This is a genomic window from Fictibacillus nanhaiensis (assembly GCF_023715445.1).
GTDB lineage: Bacteria > Bacillota > Bacilli > Bacillales > Fictibacillaceae > Fictibacillus > Fictibacillus nanhaiensis_D.
The window spans coordinates 209988-225608 of record NZ_JAMBOD010000005.1 but is presented as its reverse complement, the minus strand read 5'-3'; the positions used below and the strand labels follow the sequence as shown (position 1 = coordinate 225608).

Sequence of the window (15621 nt, the reverse complement as noted above, 5' to 3'; positions counted from 1 at the left end):
CTTTCTGGAATTGACTTTTTCACTTTATCGTAACATCATTGTGTATATATAAAGAATTTTCATCTCTTTTTCCGGTCATAATGGGTATTAGCCCTCACTTGAAAATACCGGATAATTTTACGGAGATTGGAGCCGGAAGATGACTGTAAAGAACGTTGTTTTGTTACTTTTATTGCTTGCAGGAATCGTCATATTTGTCTTCTACAGTATACCTCTCCTTCTCGCATTAATTACCGCGATAATGCTTGAACCTGTAGTGAAATTGTTCATAAGACTATTTAGAGGCAGACGATTGCTTGCCGTCACTATTTCATTCGTGCTATTTTTAGCTGGTTTTGGAATCCTATCATACTGGCTGACTACGACACTTGTTATTCAAGTGATCGAGTTTATTACAGTTCTTCCATCGTACTCAGTCCATTTGTTTGAAGTGGCTGAAAATACGTTTTATGAAATGGAAAACTTCTATGCAACTCTCCCCCCAGAAGTCGTTCAGACTCTTGAAGAAGGTTTAGTAGGCTTAAAGGAATATGGGGTTGAAACCGCAAAAGGATTAACATCAGGAATTTTAGGATTAATAACCGCTATTCCAGGTATGCTGATCTATTTTATTATTTATGTTGTCGCTGTATTTTTATTTTCATTGGATCTGCCTCGCCTTTACGCAGAATTTCTTAATCTGTTTACAACTTCTGCCCGTGAAAAGGTTGAACTTGTATTCAGTCAACTCTCAAGAGCAACAGTAGGATTTTTTAGAGCCCAGATCATTTTAAGCTTTATTACATATGTTTTAGCTCTAGTGGGCCTTATGATTCTGGATGTTGAATATGCCGTAATCATCGCTCTTTTAATTGTCATTGTTGATATCCTGCCAATATTAGGAACTGGCTCATTTCTTGTTCCGTGGGCTGCCTATTCGCTGTTTATCAACAATAATGACCACCTTGCTTTTGGTTTGATGATCATGTTCGGTGTTATTACGATTGTAAGAAGAATTATAGAACCAAAGATCCTTGGATCAAGTCTTGGCATATCGGCATTAGCTGCTCTCGTATCCCTTTACATTGGATTTCAGCTTCTTGGATTCATAGGGTTAATCGTAGGTCCAGCGGTTGTTATCATATACGAAGCGCTTAGAAGTGCAGGCTTTATTAAAATAAAAATAGACTTTTAAACGGTAAAAACGTGTTTTCTGTTCATAGGAAATGCGTTTTTTCATTTTTTAGGTTAGAAAACCATGTAAGGTTGGGAATTATAAAGAGGAGGTAGAAAAATGCGAAATTCATACGAATAGTTTATATGGTGAATTTTTATTGGAGGAATCTTGATGAGCACAGCAGCAAAAGAACGCGATTATTATTTTGACAACGCGAAATTTATTTTAATCTTTCTGGTCGTGTTCGGGCATTTCATTTCACCGATAAAAAGTCAAAACGAATGGCTTTATACGATCTACAATTTCATTTACACGTTTCACATGCCTGCTTTCATACTTATTGCCGGATTTTTTACAAAAGGTGTTTGGCGGGACGGCTATCTGTCCAAGATCTTTAAAAAAGTTTTAATCCCTTACCTGGTATTTCAGTTGGTTTACAGTTTTTTTTATTATGATCTTTACGGAAAAAGCGAAGTGAAACTTGACTTCTTTTCTCCGCACTGGACATTATGGTTTTTACTGAGTCTAGTATTCTGGAACATTCTTTTGAAGTTATTTGTTAAAATAAAGTACCCACTTGTTCTGGCTATAGGAATCGGTGTAGCTGTCGGCTATATTCACGATATCGGAACATTTCTGAGTCTGCTTCGAACCTTTGTCTTTTTCCCGGTGTTCTTGCTAGGTCATTTGCTCGAAAGAAGAGACTTCAAAAAAATCTTAAAACCGTCCGCTAAAGTAGCGGCTGCGGCATTTTTAATCGTGCTGTTTATCACCTATCATTTTATTTTTCCAAATGGGACGAAGGAATGGCTGCTCGCTTCATCGTCATACTCTGAAATACTCGGATATAACGACTGGTATGGCGGACCGATTCGTCTCGCTATGTATGGCATTATGTTTGCCGCAACATTCAGCTTTTTAGCACTTCTTCCGAGGCGAAAAATGTTTTTTACAGAGTTTGGTGAACGCACATTGTACATTTATCTGCTTCACGGCTTTGTATTGAAGTATTTGTTTACAACCGATCTATTTGCATCAATCGAAGAGAACGGCGCCTACTTTATGCTCCTGTTTCTTGCTGTAATTGTCACACTCTTTTTAGCAAGTAAACCCGTTATCGCTTTAGCACAGCCGTTCATTGAACTCCGCTGGTCAAGACTGAAACGAATGATAAAGCCAAAACCATCACGGCCGCAGGAAAGCAAAAGTTAATAATCACAGAAAAACACCGCTGGACATTCCTGTCCCATGCGGTGTTTCTTTTCTTTAAAAATCTAGTTTAAACTTGCTGCACCAGCACTTACATCTAAGTCGTATGCTCCACTTCCTCTACTCGAGGAAACCTTAACTTGATACACACCCGTTTGTGTCGGCTTGAAAAACGCGTGATCTTGTCTTTCATTTTGCGACGAACTTACAACCGTTTTTCCGCTTGGGTCGATTAGTGAAACAGAGTAGTTATGTGAGGCCGGGAAAATGAACCAGCCTGGGCTGTAGTTTTCCGTAACCACGGTCATAGAAATCGGATATGCTGTAGATGTTACATTTAATGAGAAAGTTTGAGATCCTCCAGAACTTAAAGTACCTCGCTTATAGAAATGATCCGGCACTGAAGGCCCTGAACCAGTGAATCCCCCAGCCGTTTTTACTGCTGCATGACCATCTAAGCGTCCATACCCGTATTCATTGTCTTTACCCGCTTTTCCAAAATCGATCGCTGTTGAGTAAAGGGCATTCTTGATTTGCGGCTCAGTCATTGATGGATTTGCATCATGCATAAGTGCAATTGTTCCGGCTGTAAATGGTGTTGCCATACTCGTACCGCTATATGTTACATATTGATTCCCTGAGTTAGCTTTTGCTGCTGTAATATTATAGCCTGGCGCAAAAATATCTGGCTTTACTCTGCCGTCAGCTGTTGGACCGCGAGAAGAGAAATACGTGATGTTGAAACCTCCTTCGTTTAGATCAGCACCTGCGCCAACTGTGATTGCTTTATCTGCTGCACCCGGTGATCCGATCGTTGAAGCCGAAGGACCAGAGTTTCCTGCTGCAACTGCAACAGCAAGTCCAGCAGCTGATGCGTTATTTACCGCAACAGATGTAGCATCTGTTCCATCTGAACTTCCTGATGTCCCGAGACTTAATGAAAGGACCTCAATACCATACGTATCTTTGTTTTGAACAGCCCAGTCGATTCCCGCCGTAACCGTACTCATGCTGCCAGACCCTTGGCTGTCCAGTACTTTAACACCAACTAATGCAGCTCCTGGTGCAACGCCTTTATGTACAGGATTTGAATCTCCTTCACCTGCAACAATGCTCGCACAGTGCGTTCCATGTCCCTGGTCATCATAAGGGGTTTTACGATTGTTTACAAGGTCCTTCCACCCGATCACTTTTCCGCCATCCAAATCAACGTGTGCAGCATCAATACCTGTATCAATAACTGCTACTACACTATCTGTCTTTGAATAAGAACGCTCATTACCGTCTCTGTCACCCGTTACACCGTAATCAGCCCGGGCTTTTGCCGTTCCGAACCAGCTGTTCGCTGTTTCAAGATTCATTTGAATCGGAGCATCATATTCTACTTGTTTTACAAACGGAAGATGCTCCAGCAGCATGATCTGCTTTTTTGTCATCGTTGCGGCCATTCCATTAATAACCTTGTATTCGAATGATTTTTTGAATACCCCAAGTTTTGATGCAAGTTTTTCAAAAGCTTTACCCGCAGCAAATTCCTCATTAAATTGAATGATAACCGGAACCTTCTCTTCGTCTGTAAGCTCCTGAAGCTTACTTTCCAAGTTATCGAAAAGTTTATTATTATTTAAGTTTACGAGTGCCTCTGTAATCTTTTGGTCCGTTACCTCTTTTGGACTTTCCGCCATTACTGAGAATGGGGTAAGCATAATCGATGTTGCTAACAGTGTTGTAGCTGCCATTTTTTTCTTATTCACCTTAAATAACCTCCTGTTTAATATGAATTCTGAAAATTGTGTCATTTCTTGGTGATTACTTCCATATTAAACAGAAAACGGATAGATGAGGATGAGGTATATGTTTTATTTTCCTTCGTGGGCTATAGAACTAGTTTTTGAGCGATTTTGATGTGTAAACTCATTTTTAGTAGGTTGGTTTCAAATAAAAAGGTGTAAAATCTACTGTAAAGGTACTATGCGATGCCAGATTAAAATAAAGTAAGCTATTTTTGGTTCCATTTCACTAATTTGAAACTAGATTGCTAATCATATAAAAATAGATGATAATCACATAAAAAATCATACTCATCAAATAAAAAGTTAAAATATAGTAATTATTATTGTTCAAGGATGCAGCATAACCAAATAAGAAAGCCTGCTCCACAGGGCAGGCTTCCTTTATCAACGTTCATCCATGTCTATAATATTCTTCTTTTGCTTCAGCAAGCACGCGCAGAGGCAGTTTATCTGCGAGTTTAAATGCGTCTTTTTCGTTAAGTTCTAAAGCCTTTACGAGTTTCTCGATCTTCTCTTCTGAGGGAATCATTCTTCCTTTTTCGATATCTGCCATATACTGCGGCGTAATGCTTAATCTTCTGGCAAGTTCAGATTTACTTAGCCCCTTTTGCTTCCTGGAGTTCTCTATAAATCTTCCAAATTCACTCATTGCGATAACCTCCTTCTCTTTTTGAATAAAATAGTTTAAATTGCATGATAAGGTACGCAGCCAACCGGCTTGTCATATTTCGAAAATCAAGCGTCGGATCGATCTCGACGATATCCATTCCTTTTACAAACGGATTTCCGCCAAGCCATTGAATACCTTCTATCAACGAATCACTGTCTAGCCCGCCAGGTCCAATCGCTGGACAGCCTGGTGCATATGCCTGATCGAGGACATCCATATCCAAAGAAATATATATGTTGTCTGTTGTCTGTTTTAACTGTTCAACTGATTTTTTCAGCAAAGTTAGAAGGCCTTCACGTTTGATGTCTCCCATCGTATAAACGGTAACACCATGATCCTTTGCATAGTCATGATAGAGTTTGCCATTTGAAAAATCCCGAATACCAAGCTGTACAAGCTGGTCGCCGCTGATCACACCATTTTCAATAAGCTGGCGGAAAGGCGTTCCATTAGAAGGTCCTCCGTCTTCTGTGTTTCTCAGGTCAAAATGTGCATCAAACTGGATAATGCCAACCCGTCCTCTGTTCTCCTGAAAAGCTTTTATCGCTCCTGCAGAAACAGAGTGGTCACCACCTAATGTTATGACTAATGCTTCGCTATGTTGCTTTTGAATTTCTTTTAACGCTGAATAAATACGGTTTTGGGATTGAATCAGATCCGTTACATGCATTTCAATATCACCAAAATCGGTAATCATGTTATCCCACATGTCCGCTTCCTCTTCAATGCTATAGGTTGAAAAGGAATGCATCATTGTGCGGATAGTCTGCGGTGCTAAAGACGCCCCAGAATGTGAGATGGATGTCTTTGAAAGAGGAGCGCCTGCGATCGCTACCCCTTTCACTTCCTCACCTGACCAAGTTTTTAACAGCTGTCCTGCCTTCTTAATCCCGCGATCTGTAAATGGCGCCTCACCTGATTTACGAAGAAAGGGTATAGTTTGCATGTGAATCCGCCTTTCCAGCCACCAGTACACCGTTTTTCCAAACTTTATTTACGTGGTTTACACCATAATGATAAGGAACATATTTGTAGTTCGGCACATCCCACAGCACGAGGTCTGCATTTCTGCCTTCCATCAAGCTCCCCCCCACATCACCGCGGCCAATCGCGTAAGCCGCGTTAACCGTTACAGCATTCCAGATTTCTTCTGGTGTCATCTTCAGCTTAAGAGCAGCTAAATTCATAATGAATTGTAAGTTTTCAGTTGGTGAGCTTCCTGGATTAAAGTCGGTTGAAAGTGCAACTGAAGCACCGCTTGAAATCATCTCTCTCGCCGGAGCAAATTGATCTTTCCCGAGATAAAATGTTGTTCCTGGCAGCAGAACTGCAATCGTATCAGACTCCCCAAGCATACGGACGCCTTCCTTGCTTGCTCCTACTAGATGATCCGCAGAAACAGCCCCAATTTCACAAGCCATTTCTGTTCCGCCAAGCGGATCGATTTCATCTGCATGAATTTTTACGCCGAATCCAGCGGTTTTTGCTTTTTGTAAAAAAGTTCTGGACTGCTCTACCGTAAAGACACCTGTTTCACAAAAGATATCTACAAATTCAGCGAGACCTTCTTTTGAAATGTCCTTCAGCATAGAAAGCATTTCTTCTAAAAAAGCGTCCGGTCTTCCCTTATAGTTTTCCGGAAAGGCATGCGCTCCTAAGAAAGTTGAAACCAGATCAATCGGGTGAGATTCATTCAGCTTTTTCGCTACACGAAGCTGCTTCATTTCTGTTTCTTTATCAAGTCCGTAGCCGCTTTTCGCTTCCATAGTCGTAATACCGTATGTTAAACATCTGTTTAAATGAAACATCCCTTTATCAAAAAGTGCTTCTTCACTCGTATCTCTCGTCGCTCGGACAGTTGATAGAATTCCGCCGCCTTTGGCCAGGATTTCCAAGTAAGGAACGCCCTGCTGTTTTAGTGCAAGCTCATGCTCACGTGATCCCCCAAACACTAAATGTGTATGGGGATCGACCAACCCTGGGGACAGAAGCTTGCCTGTTGCATCTACCGTTTCCTTCGCTTTTAAATCGGAAGCTTCCTCACGTGTTCCAATAAAAGCAATCTTGCCATCCTTTATTCCCACAGCACCGTTATCAATAATTTTAAGTTCATTCATTTGGGAACCGCGAAGTGCTCTGCCTTCGCTTTCTGGTACGACAATCTGTGAAGCAAATATTAATGTATCTAGCATTCGTCACACTCCTTTTTAGTGATTATCCTCATTTCTAAAAGATTGTTGCTTTGAATCGATTTCGTGAGTATCCTTCTTTGACAAGTTAATTGGTATCTCCTGTCCTTTATTTATGCAATTTTACGGTACGTGTTCTTATATTTATTACACGTTCGCTCAGACTCATTGAGGTTTCGCTCAAAAACGGCGAGTTACGCTCAAGATTCTCTCGTTTCGCTCAAACTACCTTTAGTTTCGCTCAAAATCTTCCTTTTTCGCTCAAAGTAACAAAAAACGAGGATAGAACTCGAGTGGCTCACCGCACGCCGCGCGGAAAGCGAGCACGTGTGAGCGGAAATCAACCAATTCTGCTAGCAACAATGTCAAATACAGCCTTAGTTATTGATCATCGGCAGATCTACGCCTTTATCTTTAGCCGTTTTAATAGCTAGATCATATCCTGCATCAGCATGTCTGACGATTCCCATTCCAGGGTCACTTGTCAATACACGCTCCAATCTTTTCGCTGCTTCTTCAGTTCCATCTGCCACAACAACCATTCCGGCATGAAGAGAGTAGCCCATACCTACACCGCCTCCATGATGAACAGATACCCAGCTTGCACCGTTAACTGCATTGATCATCGCGTTCAGGATCGGCCAGTCTGCTACCGCATCACTTCCATCCATCATTCCTTCAGTCTCACGGTTTGGCGATGCAACGGACCCGCAATCCAGGTGATCGCGTCCGATAACAATCGGTGCAGATAACTCCCCATTAGCGACCATCTCATTAATGATTTTTCCAAACTTCGCACGTTCTCCGTACCCTAACCAGCAGATACGGGACGGAAGCCCTTGGAACTGCACTTTTTCCTGTGCCATCTTGATCCATTTGCAAAGATGTTCATTATTACTGAACTCTCGTAAAATAACTTCATCTGTTTTTCGAATATCCTCAGGATCACCTGATAAAGCAACCCATCTGAATGGTCCTTTTCCTTCACAAAATAACGGGCGGATAAAAGCAGGAACGAAACCAGGGAAATCAAACGCATTCTTAACACCTTCATCAAAGGCCACTTGACGGATGTTGTTGCCATAATCAAAAACAACAGCACCCTTTTTTTGCATCTCAAGCATCGCCTTTACATGGACTGCCATAGACTGCTTAGACTTTTCGATATACTGCTCAGGGTTTCTTTTACGCAGCTCTGCCCCTTCTTCCATAGAAAATCCTGCCGGCAAATAACCGTGAAGCGGATCATGTGCGGAAGTCTGGTCTGTTACAAGGTCAGGAATCTCACCCATCTCGATCATTTTCGGCAAAAGTTCAGCTGCATTTCCAAGCAGTCCTATGGATAACGGTTCACCTTTTGCTGCATACTCCTTCGCCATAGCTAAAGCTTCATCTAAGCTGTCTGTCTTTTTATCTAAGTACCTTGTATCAAGACGGCGCTGAATTCTTGTTTCATCAACATCAATTGCGATGACTACACCGTCGTTCATCGTTACAGCCAATGGCTGAGCACCACCCATACCGCCAAGGCCAGCTGTAAGAGTAATCGTTCCTTTTAAAGAACCGTTAAAATGCTTGCGAGCTGCTTCAGCAAATGTTTCATATGTTCCTTGCAGAATTCCTTGTGTACCAATATAGATCCAGCTTCCGGCCGTCATCTGTCCATACATCATAAGACCTCTTTTTTCGAGATCACGGAATGTTTCCCAATTTGCCCATGCAGGAACAAGGTTGGAGTTTGCCAGCAAAACGCGCGGTGCATCCGTATGTGATTTAAAAACAGCGACAGGTTTCCCGGACTGTACGAGAAGTGTTTCATCATTCTCAAGTCTTTCTAATGTTTCAACGATTTTATGATAGGAATCCCAGTTACGGGCAGCCTTTCCAATCCCGCCATACACGACAAGCTCATCTGGGTTTTCTGCGACTTGTGCGTCCAAGTTATTCATAAGCATGCGGATTGCAGCTTCCTGCACCCAGCCCATTGCAGAAAGTTCAGTTCCTCTTGCAGCTGATATTGAATGTTTTACGTTTGACATATAAAATTCCTCCTTTTAATGTGCTAATTTTTTCGTTTTAGTTCCAATTAAAATATCATTCCATGAACCATCTAAAATCCAGGATGCAACAGCCTCCATATCGCGGTGGAACATACGGTCACATTGAATCGTCGGACATACTTTTCTGCCATGTTCATAAACTTTCTTTGTCTTTGGTGCAAGTTTTTCAGGTCCTCTGAAATCTGCCGCCTGCATCGCACAAATTAATTCCACAGCAAGCACACGTCTTGCATTGGCGATAATCTGCGCAGCATGTCTTGAAGCGATCGTACCCATGCTCACATGGTCTTCCTGATTGGCTGATGACGGGATAGAATCTACACTCGCCGGGTGAGCCAGCGTCTTATTCTCAGAGACTAGTGATGCTGCAGCATACTGCATGATCATGGCACCAGACTCCAGACCAGGGTTCGGACTTAAAAATCCAGGCAGATCATTTAATTGAGGGTTAACCATCCGTTCGATGCGGCGTTCTGAAATATTAGCCCACTCTGCTGCGGCAAGTTTCAAGAAGTCCATCGCAAATGCGATCGGCTGCCCGTGAAAATTGCCTCCTGAGATGATTTTGTTTCCCTCATCAAAAATAAGCGGATTATCTGTTGCTGCGTTCATCTCGATCTCAAGCTTTTCTTTTACATAGCCGAGTACCTGCCACGAAGCACCATGCACTTGGGGAATACAACGTAAAGAATAGGCATCCTGCACTCTTATTTCTCCCTGCTTCGTCGTCAGCTGGCTTCCATCTAAGTAGTTTCGAACCCTTTCCGCTACATCAACTTGCTCTTTGTATCCTCTTGCAATATGGACGTCTTCATCAAATGCATCTGTAATCCCTCTTAAACTCTCAGTCGTTAAGGAAGCAATCGCGTCAGCCATCAGGCCGATTCGTTCAGCCTCTAAATAAGCGGCTATCCCTTGAGCCGTCATCGCCTGTGTACCGTTAATGAGCGCAAGTCCTTCTTTCGCTGTCAGAACAACAGGCTCGATCCCTGCTCTCTTCAGCGCATCCTGTCCAGGCATGCGTTCTCCCTGGTAATACGCCTCACCCTCTCCTACTAAGACGAGAGCTAAATGAGACAGAGGTGCTAGATCTCCGCTTGCTCCAAGTGAACCTTGCTGCGGAACAACTGGATACACCCCATGTGCAACAAGATCTAGCAATCTTTCAATAACAACCGGACGAATACCGGATAACCCTTTTAATAGTGCATTTGCTCTTAAAATAAGCATGAGTTTGCTGACGGTCTCCGGAAAAGGATCACCGATTCCGCACGCATGGCTTCTAATTAAATTTAACTGCAAGGTCTCCACATCATCTCTCGAAATGAATACATCGCTAAATTTTCCGAAACCTGTTGTAATTCCATAAACAACTTTTCCTGATGCTACTATTTCTTCAACTGCTTTTCGGCTGTAAGCCACTTTTTTCATACTGATCGGACACGCTTCTACCGGTTCATTATCATGCAGAATCCGCTTAATCTCTTCCATTGAAAGCGTATTTCCCGTTAAAGTAACCATCTTTATCCCTCTTTTCTAATATGATTCTCTGTTATAAAACCTCAAAATAATTGTTGATTCGGAAACGAACAACACTTGCACGAGACTGCGAGTTGGGACGAGTAACCCTAGGAAGCATTCTCACCTACATGAGTAACGAGAAAACAAACTGACGCAAGGATTTGCAGCTTATCAATCAAAAAAGAAAACTTGGCTCACGAGTTCTGTCAGCCTTAGTTGCACTTATACTTTCAACCTAAACTTTTTCACTACGCAAATTTACATCTTGTTAAAAAGTTATGCTTGAAAGTGCAAACAAAAAGAGCGCACCGAAAGAAAACCTTCCGAATACGCCCCCTTATCACTAATAACTATGGGCACTTTTTATATATGATTGATTCCAAGACCGATCGCTTCATGCTCAAGTCCTTTTACGGGAGCACCGATCGTTCCATATAATGCAACCGCAATCCAGTCGCCTTCTTCTTTTTTTTCATAAGGATTTCCGCGGACAACGATAAATCGGAGACCAACTGTCCGGAGAACCGTTCCGAGCTGAACCTGCCCTCGTGTCACACCATGAAAAGCTTCCATGATGGCATGATAAAGTGAATGTGTTTCACGATAAATACCCGTCTGAATCACTTTTTCATTTTTGGCCGCGGTTTCGATAGCAGCTACTACCTTCTGAGAATCCATAGAACCGGCTTTGCCTATGCAATACTTCCAGCCCTGTTTTTCAATCTGTGAAAGATAGCTCTCTTCAAGCACACCTAAAATGGCCATCTTTCCAATAAGTTTTTCATTCGATAATGCCATTTCTTCAACACACTCTTTCTTTCTGCTCACAACTATTAACTACCTCTAGTGTATGCGTTTACATTTTGTCCGTCAATTCCCTTTCAACAACTTATCACAGCAGTACAATAAAGAAGTAAAAAGTATGTATAATCTAGCAATCTAGCGGTAAAACTGTTTCTAAGAAAAGAATGGAATGAGGGTTGCTGAATGTTACATGTACAAAAGGAGATTACGCTTGCTTCAATGTCGAGAACACCACAGTTTGAAGAAGATGTGAATGACTTTTTTATTGCTTATGATAAAGAACATAACCCTTTATTGCTTTTACCTACAACAAAGGGCTTTCTGCCAGAAGGACAGCTATACAGCATCTCTTTTATAAAAAAAGAAAACAACTCATATCAGTACACACTTTCAGACAAAATTATGCCATTCCCTCTGGACGACTCAACTTTAATACATGACCAGCTCGGCTTCTTTTTTGGTCCGGAAAACAATATGCTTAAAACCTTTTTTAAAGGTGACATATATGGTGCATATGTAGTCTGGACAAAGCATATGGTTAAACAGCTGATCAATGAAACGCTGCAAGACTGGCATAACAGCTCAGACATTCAGCAGCGTGAAAAACATAGGGACAGGCTCACCCAATTATTACAGGCTTAAAGACTTATGAGGACGATGACGTTTGACCGTTATTCGTCCCTTTCTTTTTGAACTGTTTCCTTATAAATGTTACTGCAAACAGGAGAGGGATATAACTTACTGCAAGGTAAAAACCTATTATGTTCGTGAAGTTATTAATCATATTGATCTTGAATCGCGTATTTAAAAAAATACACGCTGTAAGTACGATTGCCAGTAAGAAGATCAGCGTAAAGATACAAGAAAGATTTCTTTAATTTTTTGCATACCAGTCTCACCCTTCCATTACACTCAGTATCTTGTTTAGCATTCCCACCAGGTTGCTCGTTATCCAATTTTAGCCATAAAAAAGGCTAGTTCTAAAAAGGTTAAACCTTTAGAACCAGCTTTTATTGTTTTATCCTGTAAATACTTCACCGTCAGGATAGCGGATATTTTCTCTTGTTTGTTTTGCAAGACTGAACGCGAGTGTTAAAGGACCGAGTTTACCAAAAACCATTACAGTACAAATGACTAATTTTCCGATGAACGTCAGGTCAGGGGTTAATCCCATACTTAGTCCGACAGTTCCAAATGCGGATATGACCTCAAAAAGAATCATCATAAAAGGATCGCCTTTTTGCACATACGTTACTATAAACAATGCTGCAAAGATAAATAAAATCGAAATGGTCGTAATCGCTAATGCACGGTAAACAATTGCATTGCGGATCGTACGTTTCATCAATACTGTATCATCTTTTCCTTTTAGAAAAGCAACTACAGTAAAAAGAATCACTACGAATGTAGTAAGCTTGATTCCCCCGCCCGTAGATGTACTTCCTGCTCCTACAAACATCAATAGAATCATTAAAAGTGATGTATCTGGATTAATCGCAGTCATATCAATTGAGTTAAAACCTGCAGTTCTTGGTGATACTCCTTGAAAATACGCTGCCCAAAGCTTATCAGCCCCGGATAGCATACCTAATGTTTTTGGATTATTAAACTCAAATAGGTAAACAAACAAAATCGCCAAAATATTTATAGCAAAGGTAGAAATAATCATTACCTTCGAATGAAGAGACAACTCTTTCCATTTACGGCTAACCCATAAATCGACGAGAACTGTAAAACCAATTCCTCCTGTTATAAAGAGAAATGAAATTACAATGTTCACCATTGGATCCCCCACATAACCCATCAATCCATCAGACCAAAGAGCAAAACCAGCATTATTGTACGCAGAGATGACGTGGAAAATACTATAATAAATCCCTTTAGAGAACCCCATCTCAGGTACCCAGCGTAAAGACAAAAAGAAAACGGCAATGATCTGTATACTTATCGAAAATACAAATAAGTTACGGACGAGCCTGATAACTCCCCCTATTGATGGCTGGTTCAAAGCCTCTTGCATCAGGACTCGCTGCTTAACAGATATTTTTCTTCCCATCATAATAACGACGAGAGAAGCAAAGGACATAACACCAAGTCCACCGATCTGTATTAAAAATAAAATAACGATTTCTCCAAATAAAGTAAATGTTGAGCCCGGATCAACAGTTGCTAAACCTGTTACGGTGGCTGCAGATGTTGCAATAAATAGTGCATCAATCCAGCGTAATGATTCTTGATGGGCTGCAGGCAATTTTAATAAACAAGCCCCAAGTATGATTAAAAACAAAAACAGTGTTGCTAAAAATTGAGGAGGGTTTAATTTAATCGGATTATGCAATCTGGATTTATTGACATGCAGTCCCACTGCTTACACTCCCTCATCCTCAAAGCGGTTCAAGTCTTCATTGCGCCCTATCACAACGAGGACATCTCCATATTGAAGAGATACATCTGCAATCGGGGAGACAAGAATGTCATCTCCCCGTTTAATTGCAACGATATTACATCCGAAACGAGCTCGAACATCTAAATCGGTGAGCGTTTTATTTACTATTTTCTCTGTAACACCAATCTCTACAATACTGTGTTCATGTGATAACTCAATAAAGTCGATAATTTTTTCAGAAGAGATAAGCTGTGCTACCCGAAGCGCCATATCACGTTCTGGATGAATAATACGGTCTGCTCCTAGCTTCTCTAATACTTTATGGTGGTAATCATTTTGTGCTTTTACCCAAACTTTATTTACACCTGCTTCTTTTAATAAAAGAGTGGTTAAGATGCTTGCCTGAATATCTTCACCGATCGAAACGATAACATGGTTAAAGTTTCTGATTCCAAGAGACTTCATCACTTTTTCATCTGTAGAATTTGCTTGAACAGCCTGAGTGGCAATTGTAGCAAATTCATTTACTTTTTCCATATCATTGTCTATAGCCAGCACATCATAGCCCATCTTGGCGAATTCCCGGCAGATACTGCCTCCAAAACGGCCTAACCCTATAACTGCAAACTGTTTTTTCATATCATTTCTCCCCTTAAAATCCATGAAGTTTTCCTTCGTTGTTTTCTAGCCTTTCTGGTTAAGAGGTTCACAAAAAGCTGTAAAAAACAAAAAAAGACCACACAAAAAAGCGGGTCCGGTTTTTCACCAATTTGACCTCTCCAGTGACATGACGCTTACGGGGTTAGCTGTCGGATTAGGGATTGGAGTATCCCTTTTTGCTTATTGGCAAAATTCACCCCAAAAGATTGGTTCCCCCGTTTTACAGTTTTCTTTATATAAAGAAATTGACTGTAAATTCAGCGATCTAAAGCCTGCTAAATTTTGAATTACATATACTGTAATCCTCCGACTTTTAATTGTCAATCCATTTTTATAGTGTTAACAAATACTTTACATTTTTCCTGAAAATTGCAGTCCAAGAACGATCAAACCGATAAGCCAGACATAGATCGCAAACCCTTTTAACGTACCGGTTTGCAATAATTTGATCATCCATTTTACTGCAATATACCCAAACAAAGCAGATGCTAATGTACCGATAGCAAGTGCTGAAAAGGAGATCGTCTGATGGGTGCCGGTAAATAGATCTTTTGACTGCAAGACTACCCCACCGGCAATGGATGGAATCGATAAAAGAAAGGAAAAGTAAGCCGCGGCTTTTTTATCTATCTTGCAAAACAGGGCTGCAGCAATCGTTAAACCTGACCTGGAAACAGCAGGCAGGATAGCCGCTCCTTGAAAGGTTCCAATTAACAGGGCATCACGAATCGTTATTTCTTCTATCCCCTTATATCCGTTTCGTTTAAATGAATCTGCCCACCAAAGCAGAAGGCCTGTAAGGAGAAATTCCCATCCTACAGTAACGCCTGTTTTTGAGATTTCTTCAAAAAAATCTTTAAATGCAAGTCCAATAATGGCTGTAGGAATAGTACCTGCAATAAGTAAAATCCCTGTTTTGCTAAAAGGTTTTTTTAAAACCTGTAATATTTCTTTGCTGTACACAGTCATAACGGCGATCAGTGTACCAATATGAAGCATGCTGTCCAGGAAAAGTCCAGCTTCCTCAAGCTCAAAGATCTTTCTTCCCAGCAGCAGATGACCGGTTGAACTTACCGGCAAGAATTCTGTCAATCCTTGTACAATACCTAAGATAAGGGCTTCAATCCAGTCCATAAAAAATCCCCCTCGTTATATGGTCTCGTACAACCCTAT

13 protein-coding genes and 1 riboswitch are annotated in these 15621 nt (G+C 41.1%); of the genes, 3 read left to right on the top strand and 10 right to left on the bottom strand.

Features of this window, described 5'->3' with window-relative positions; all coding sequences use genetic code 11:
- Window positions 1-139: 139 nt before the first annotated feature.
- Complete coding sequence (gene ytvI / locus M3196_RS14990) at window positions 140-1174, top strand: sporulation integral membrane protein YtvI (protein WP_251323119.1); 1035 nt, start codon at window positions 140-142, stop codon at window positions 1172-1174.
- A 153-nt stretch (window positions 1175-1327) separates the two neighbouring features.
- Window positions 1328-2368 (top strand): acyltransferase family protein, encoded by a 1041-nt coding sequence (locus M3196_RS14985; protein ID WP_251323118.1) that lies wholly within the window; start codon window positions 1328-1330, stop codon window positions 2366-2368.
- Window positions 2369-2430: 62 nt separating this feature from the next.
- Here the strand turns inward: M3196_RS14985 and M3196_RS14980 are convergent, their stop codons facing one another.
- The 7 genes from M3196_RS14980 to hutP all read right to left on the bottom strand — a co-directional run bounded on the left by M3196_RS14980 (window position 2431) and on the right by hutP (window position 11396).
- A complete protein-coding gene (locus M3196_RS14980) occupies window positions 2431-4119 on the bottom strand; it encodes a S8 family serine peptidase (RefSeq protein ID WP_251323117.1) in 1689 nt (562 codons plus the stop codon).
- Between the two features lie 430 nt (window positions 4120-4549).
- Window positions 4550-4807 carry a helix-turn-helix domain-containing protein gene (locus M3196_RS14975; protein WP_251323116.1) on the bottom strand — a complete coding sequence of 86 codons (258 nt, stop codon included), beginning with the start codon at window positions 4805-4807 and terminating at the stop codon, window positions 4550-4552.
- Entirely contained in the window at window positions 4800-5774 is a 975-nt protein-coding gene (gene hutG / locus M3196_RS14970; RefSeq protein ID WP_251323115.1) for a formimidoylglutamase, read from the bottom strand. Before hutG ends, M3196_RS14975 begins: the two co-directional genes overlap by 8 nt.
- Window positions 5749-7020 (bottom strand): imidazolonepropionase, encoded by a 1272-nt coding sequence (gene hutI / locus M3196_RS14965; RefSeq protein ID WP_251323114.1) that lies wholly within the window; start codon window positions 7018-7020, stop codon window positions 5749-5751. The genes hutG and hutI overlap by 26 nt, the downstream gene beginning before the upstream one ends.
- A gap of 374 nt (window positions 7021-7394) precedes the next feature.
- Window positions 7395-9056: a urocanate hydratase gene (gene hutU / locus M3196_RS14960; protein ID WP_251323113.1), complete on the bottom strand. Its 1662-nt coding sequence runs from the start codon at window positions 9054-9056 to the stop codon at window positions 7395-7397.
- Between the two features lie 15 nt (window positions 9057-9071).
- Window positions 9072-10598 carry a histidine ammonia-lyase gene (gene hutH, locus M3196_RS14955; RefSeq protein WP_251323112.1) on the bottom strand — a complete coding sequence of 509 codons (1527 nt, stop codon included), beginning with the start codon at window positions 10596-10598 and terminating at the stop codon, window positions 9072-9074.
- Between the two features lie 363 nt (window positions 10599-10961).
- Window positions 10962-11396 (bottom strand): hut operon transcriptional regulator HutP, encoded by a 435-nt coding sequence (hutP, locus tag M3196_RS14950; RefSeq protein WP_251323186.1) that lies wholly within the window; start codon window positions 11394-11396, stop codon window positions 10962-10964.
- A gap of 189 nt (window positions 11397-11585) precedes the next feature.
- Between hutP and M3196_RS14945 the strand changes: the two genes are divergently transcribed.
- Entirely contained in the window at window positions 11586-12044 is a 459-nt protein-coding gene (locus M3196_RS14945) for a hypothetical protein (protein ID WP_251323111.1), read from the top strand.
- A 376-nt stretch (window positions 12045-12420) separates the two neighbouring features.
- Here M3196_RS14945 and M3196_RS14940 read toward each other — a convergent pair whose 3' ends face one another.
- From M3196_RS14940 to M3196_RS14930, 3 genes are all read right to left on the bottom strand, one after another.
- Window positions 12421-13767, bottom strand: a complete 1347-nt coding sequence (locus tag M3196_RS14940) for a TrkH family potassium uptake protein (RefSeq protein ID WP_338082951.1) — start codon at window positions 13765-13767, stop codon at window positions 12421-12423.
- 3 nt (window positions 13768-13770) lie between these two features.
- Entirely contained in the window at window positions 13771-14427 is a 657-nt protein-coding gene (locus M3196_RS14935) for a potassium channel family protein (RefSeq protein WP_251323110.1), read from the bottom strand.
- A gap of 136 nt (window positions 14428-14563) precedes the next feature.
- Window positions 14564-14721: riboswitch (cyclic di-AMP (ydaO/yuaA leader) on the bottom strand.
- A 78-nt stretch (window positions 14722-14799) separates the two neighbouring features.
- Window positions 14800-15582, bottom strand: coding sequence for an undecaprenyl-diphosphate phosphatase (locus tag M3196_RS14930; protein ID WP_251323109.1), 783 nt, complete (start codon window positions 15580-15582; stop codon window positions 14800-14802).
- Window positions 15583-15621 lie beyond the last annotated feature (39 nt).

Coding starts and splice junctions, on each gene's coding strand:
- ytvI (WP_251323119.1), top strand. CDS start 140: ATGACTGTAAAGAACGTTGTTTTGTTACTTTTATTGCTTGCAGGAATC.
- M3196_RS14985 (WP_251323118.1), top strand. CDS start 1,328: ATGAGCACAGCAGCAAAAGAACGCGATTATTATTTTGACAACGCGAAA.
- M3196_RS14975 (WP_251323116.1), bottom strand. CDS start 4,807: ATGAGTGAATTTGGAAGATTTATAGAGAACTCCAGGAAGCAAAAGGGG.
- hutG (WP_251323115.1), bottom strand. CDS start 5,774: ATGCAAACTATACCCTTTCTTCGTAAATCAGGTGAGGCGCCATTTACA.
- hutI (WP_251323114.1), bottom strand. CDS start 7,020: ATGCTAGATACATTAATATTTGCTTCACAGATTGTCGTACCAGAAAGC.
- hutU (WP_251323113.1), bottom strand. CDS start 9,056: ATGTCAAACGTAAAACATTCAATATCAGCTGCAAGAGGAACTGAACTT.
- hutH (WP_251323112.1), bottom strand. CDS start 10,598: ATGGTTACTTTAACGGGAAATACGCTTTCAATGGAAGAGATTAAGCGG.
- hutP (WP_251323186.1), bottom strand. CDS start 11,396: ATGGCATTATCGAATGAAAAACTTATTGGAAAGATGGCCATTTTAGGT.
- M3196_RS14945 (WP_251323111.1), top strand. CDS start 11,586: ATGTTACATGTACAAAAGGAGATTACGCTTGCTTCAATGTCGAGAACA.
- M3196_RS14935 (WP_251323110.1), bottom strand. CDS start 14,427: ATGAAAAAACAGTTTGCAGTTATAGGGTTAGGCCGTTTTGGAGGCAGT.
- M3196_RS14930 (WP_251323109.1), bottom strand. CDS start 15,582: ATGGACTGGATTGAAGCCCTTATCTTAGGTATTGTACAAGGATTGACA.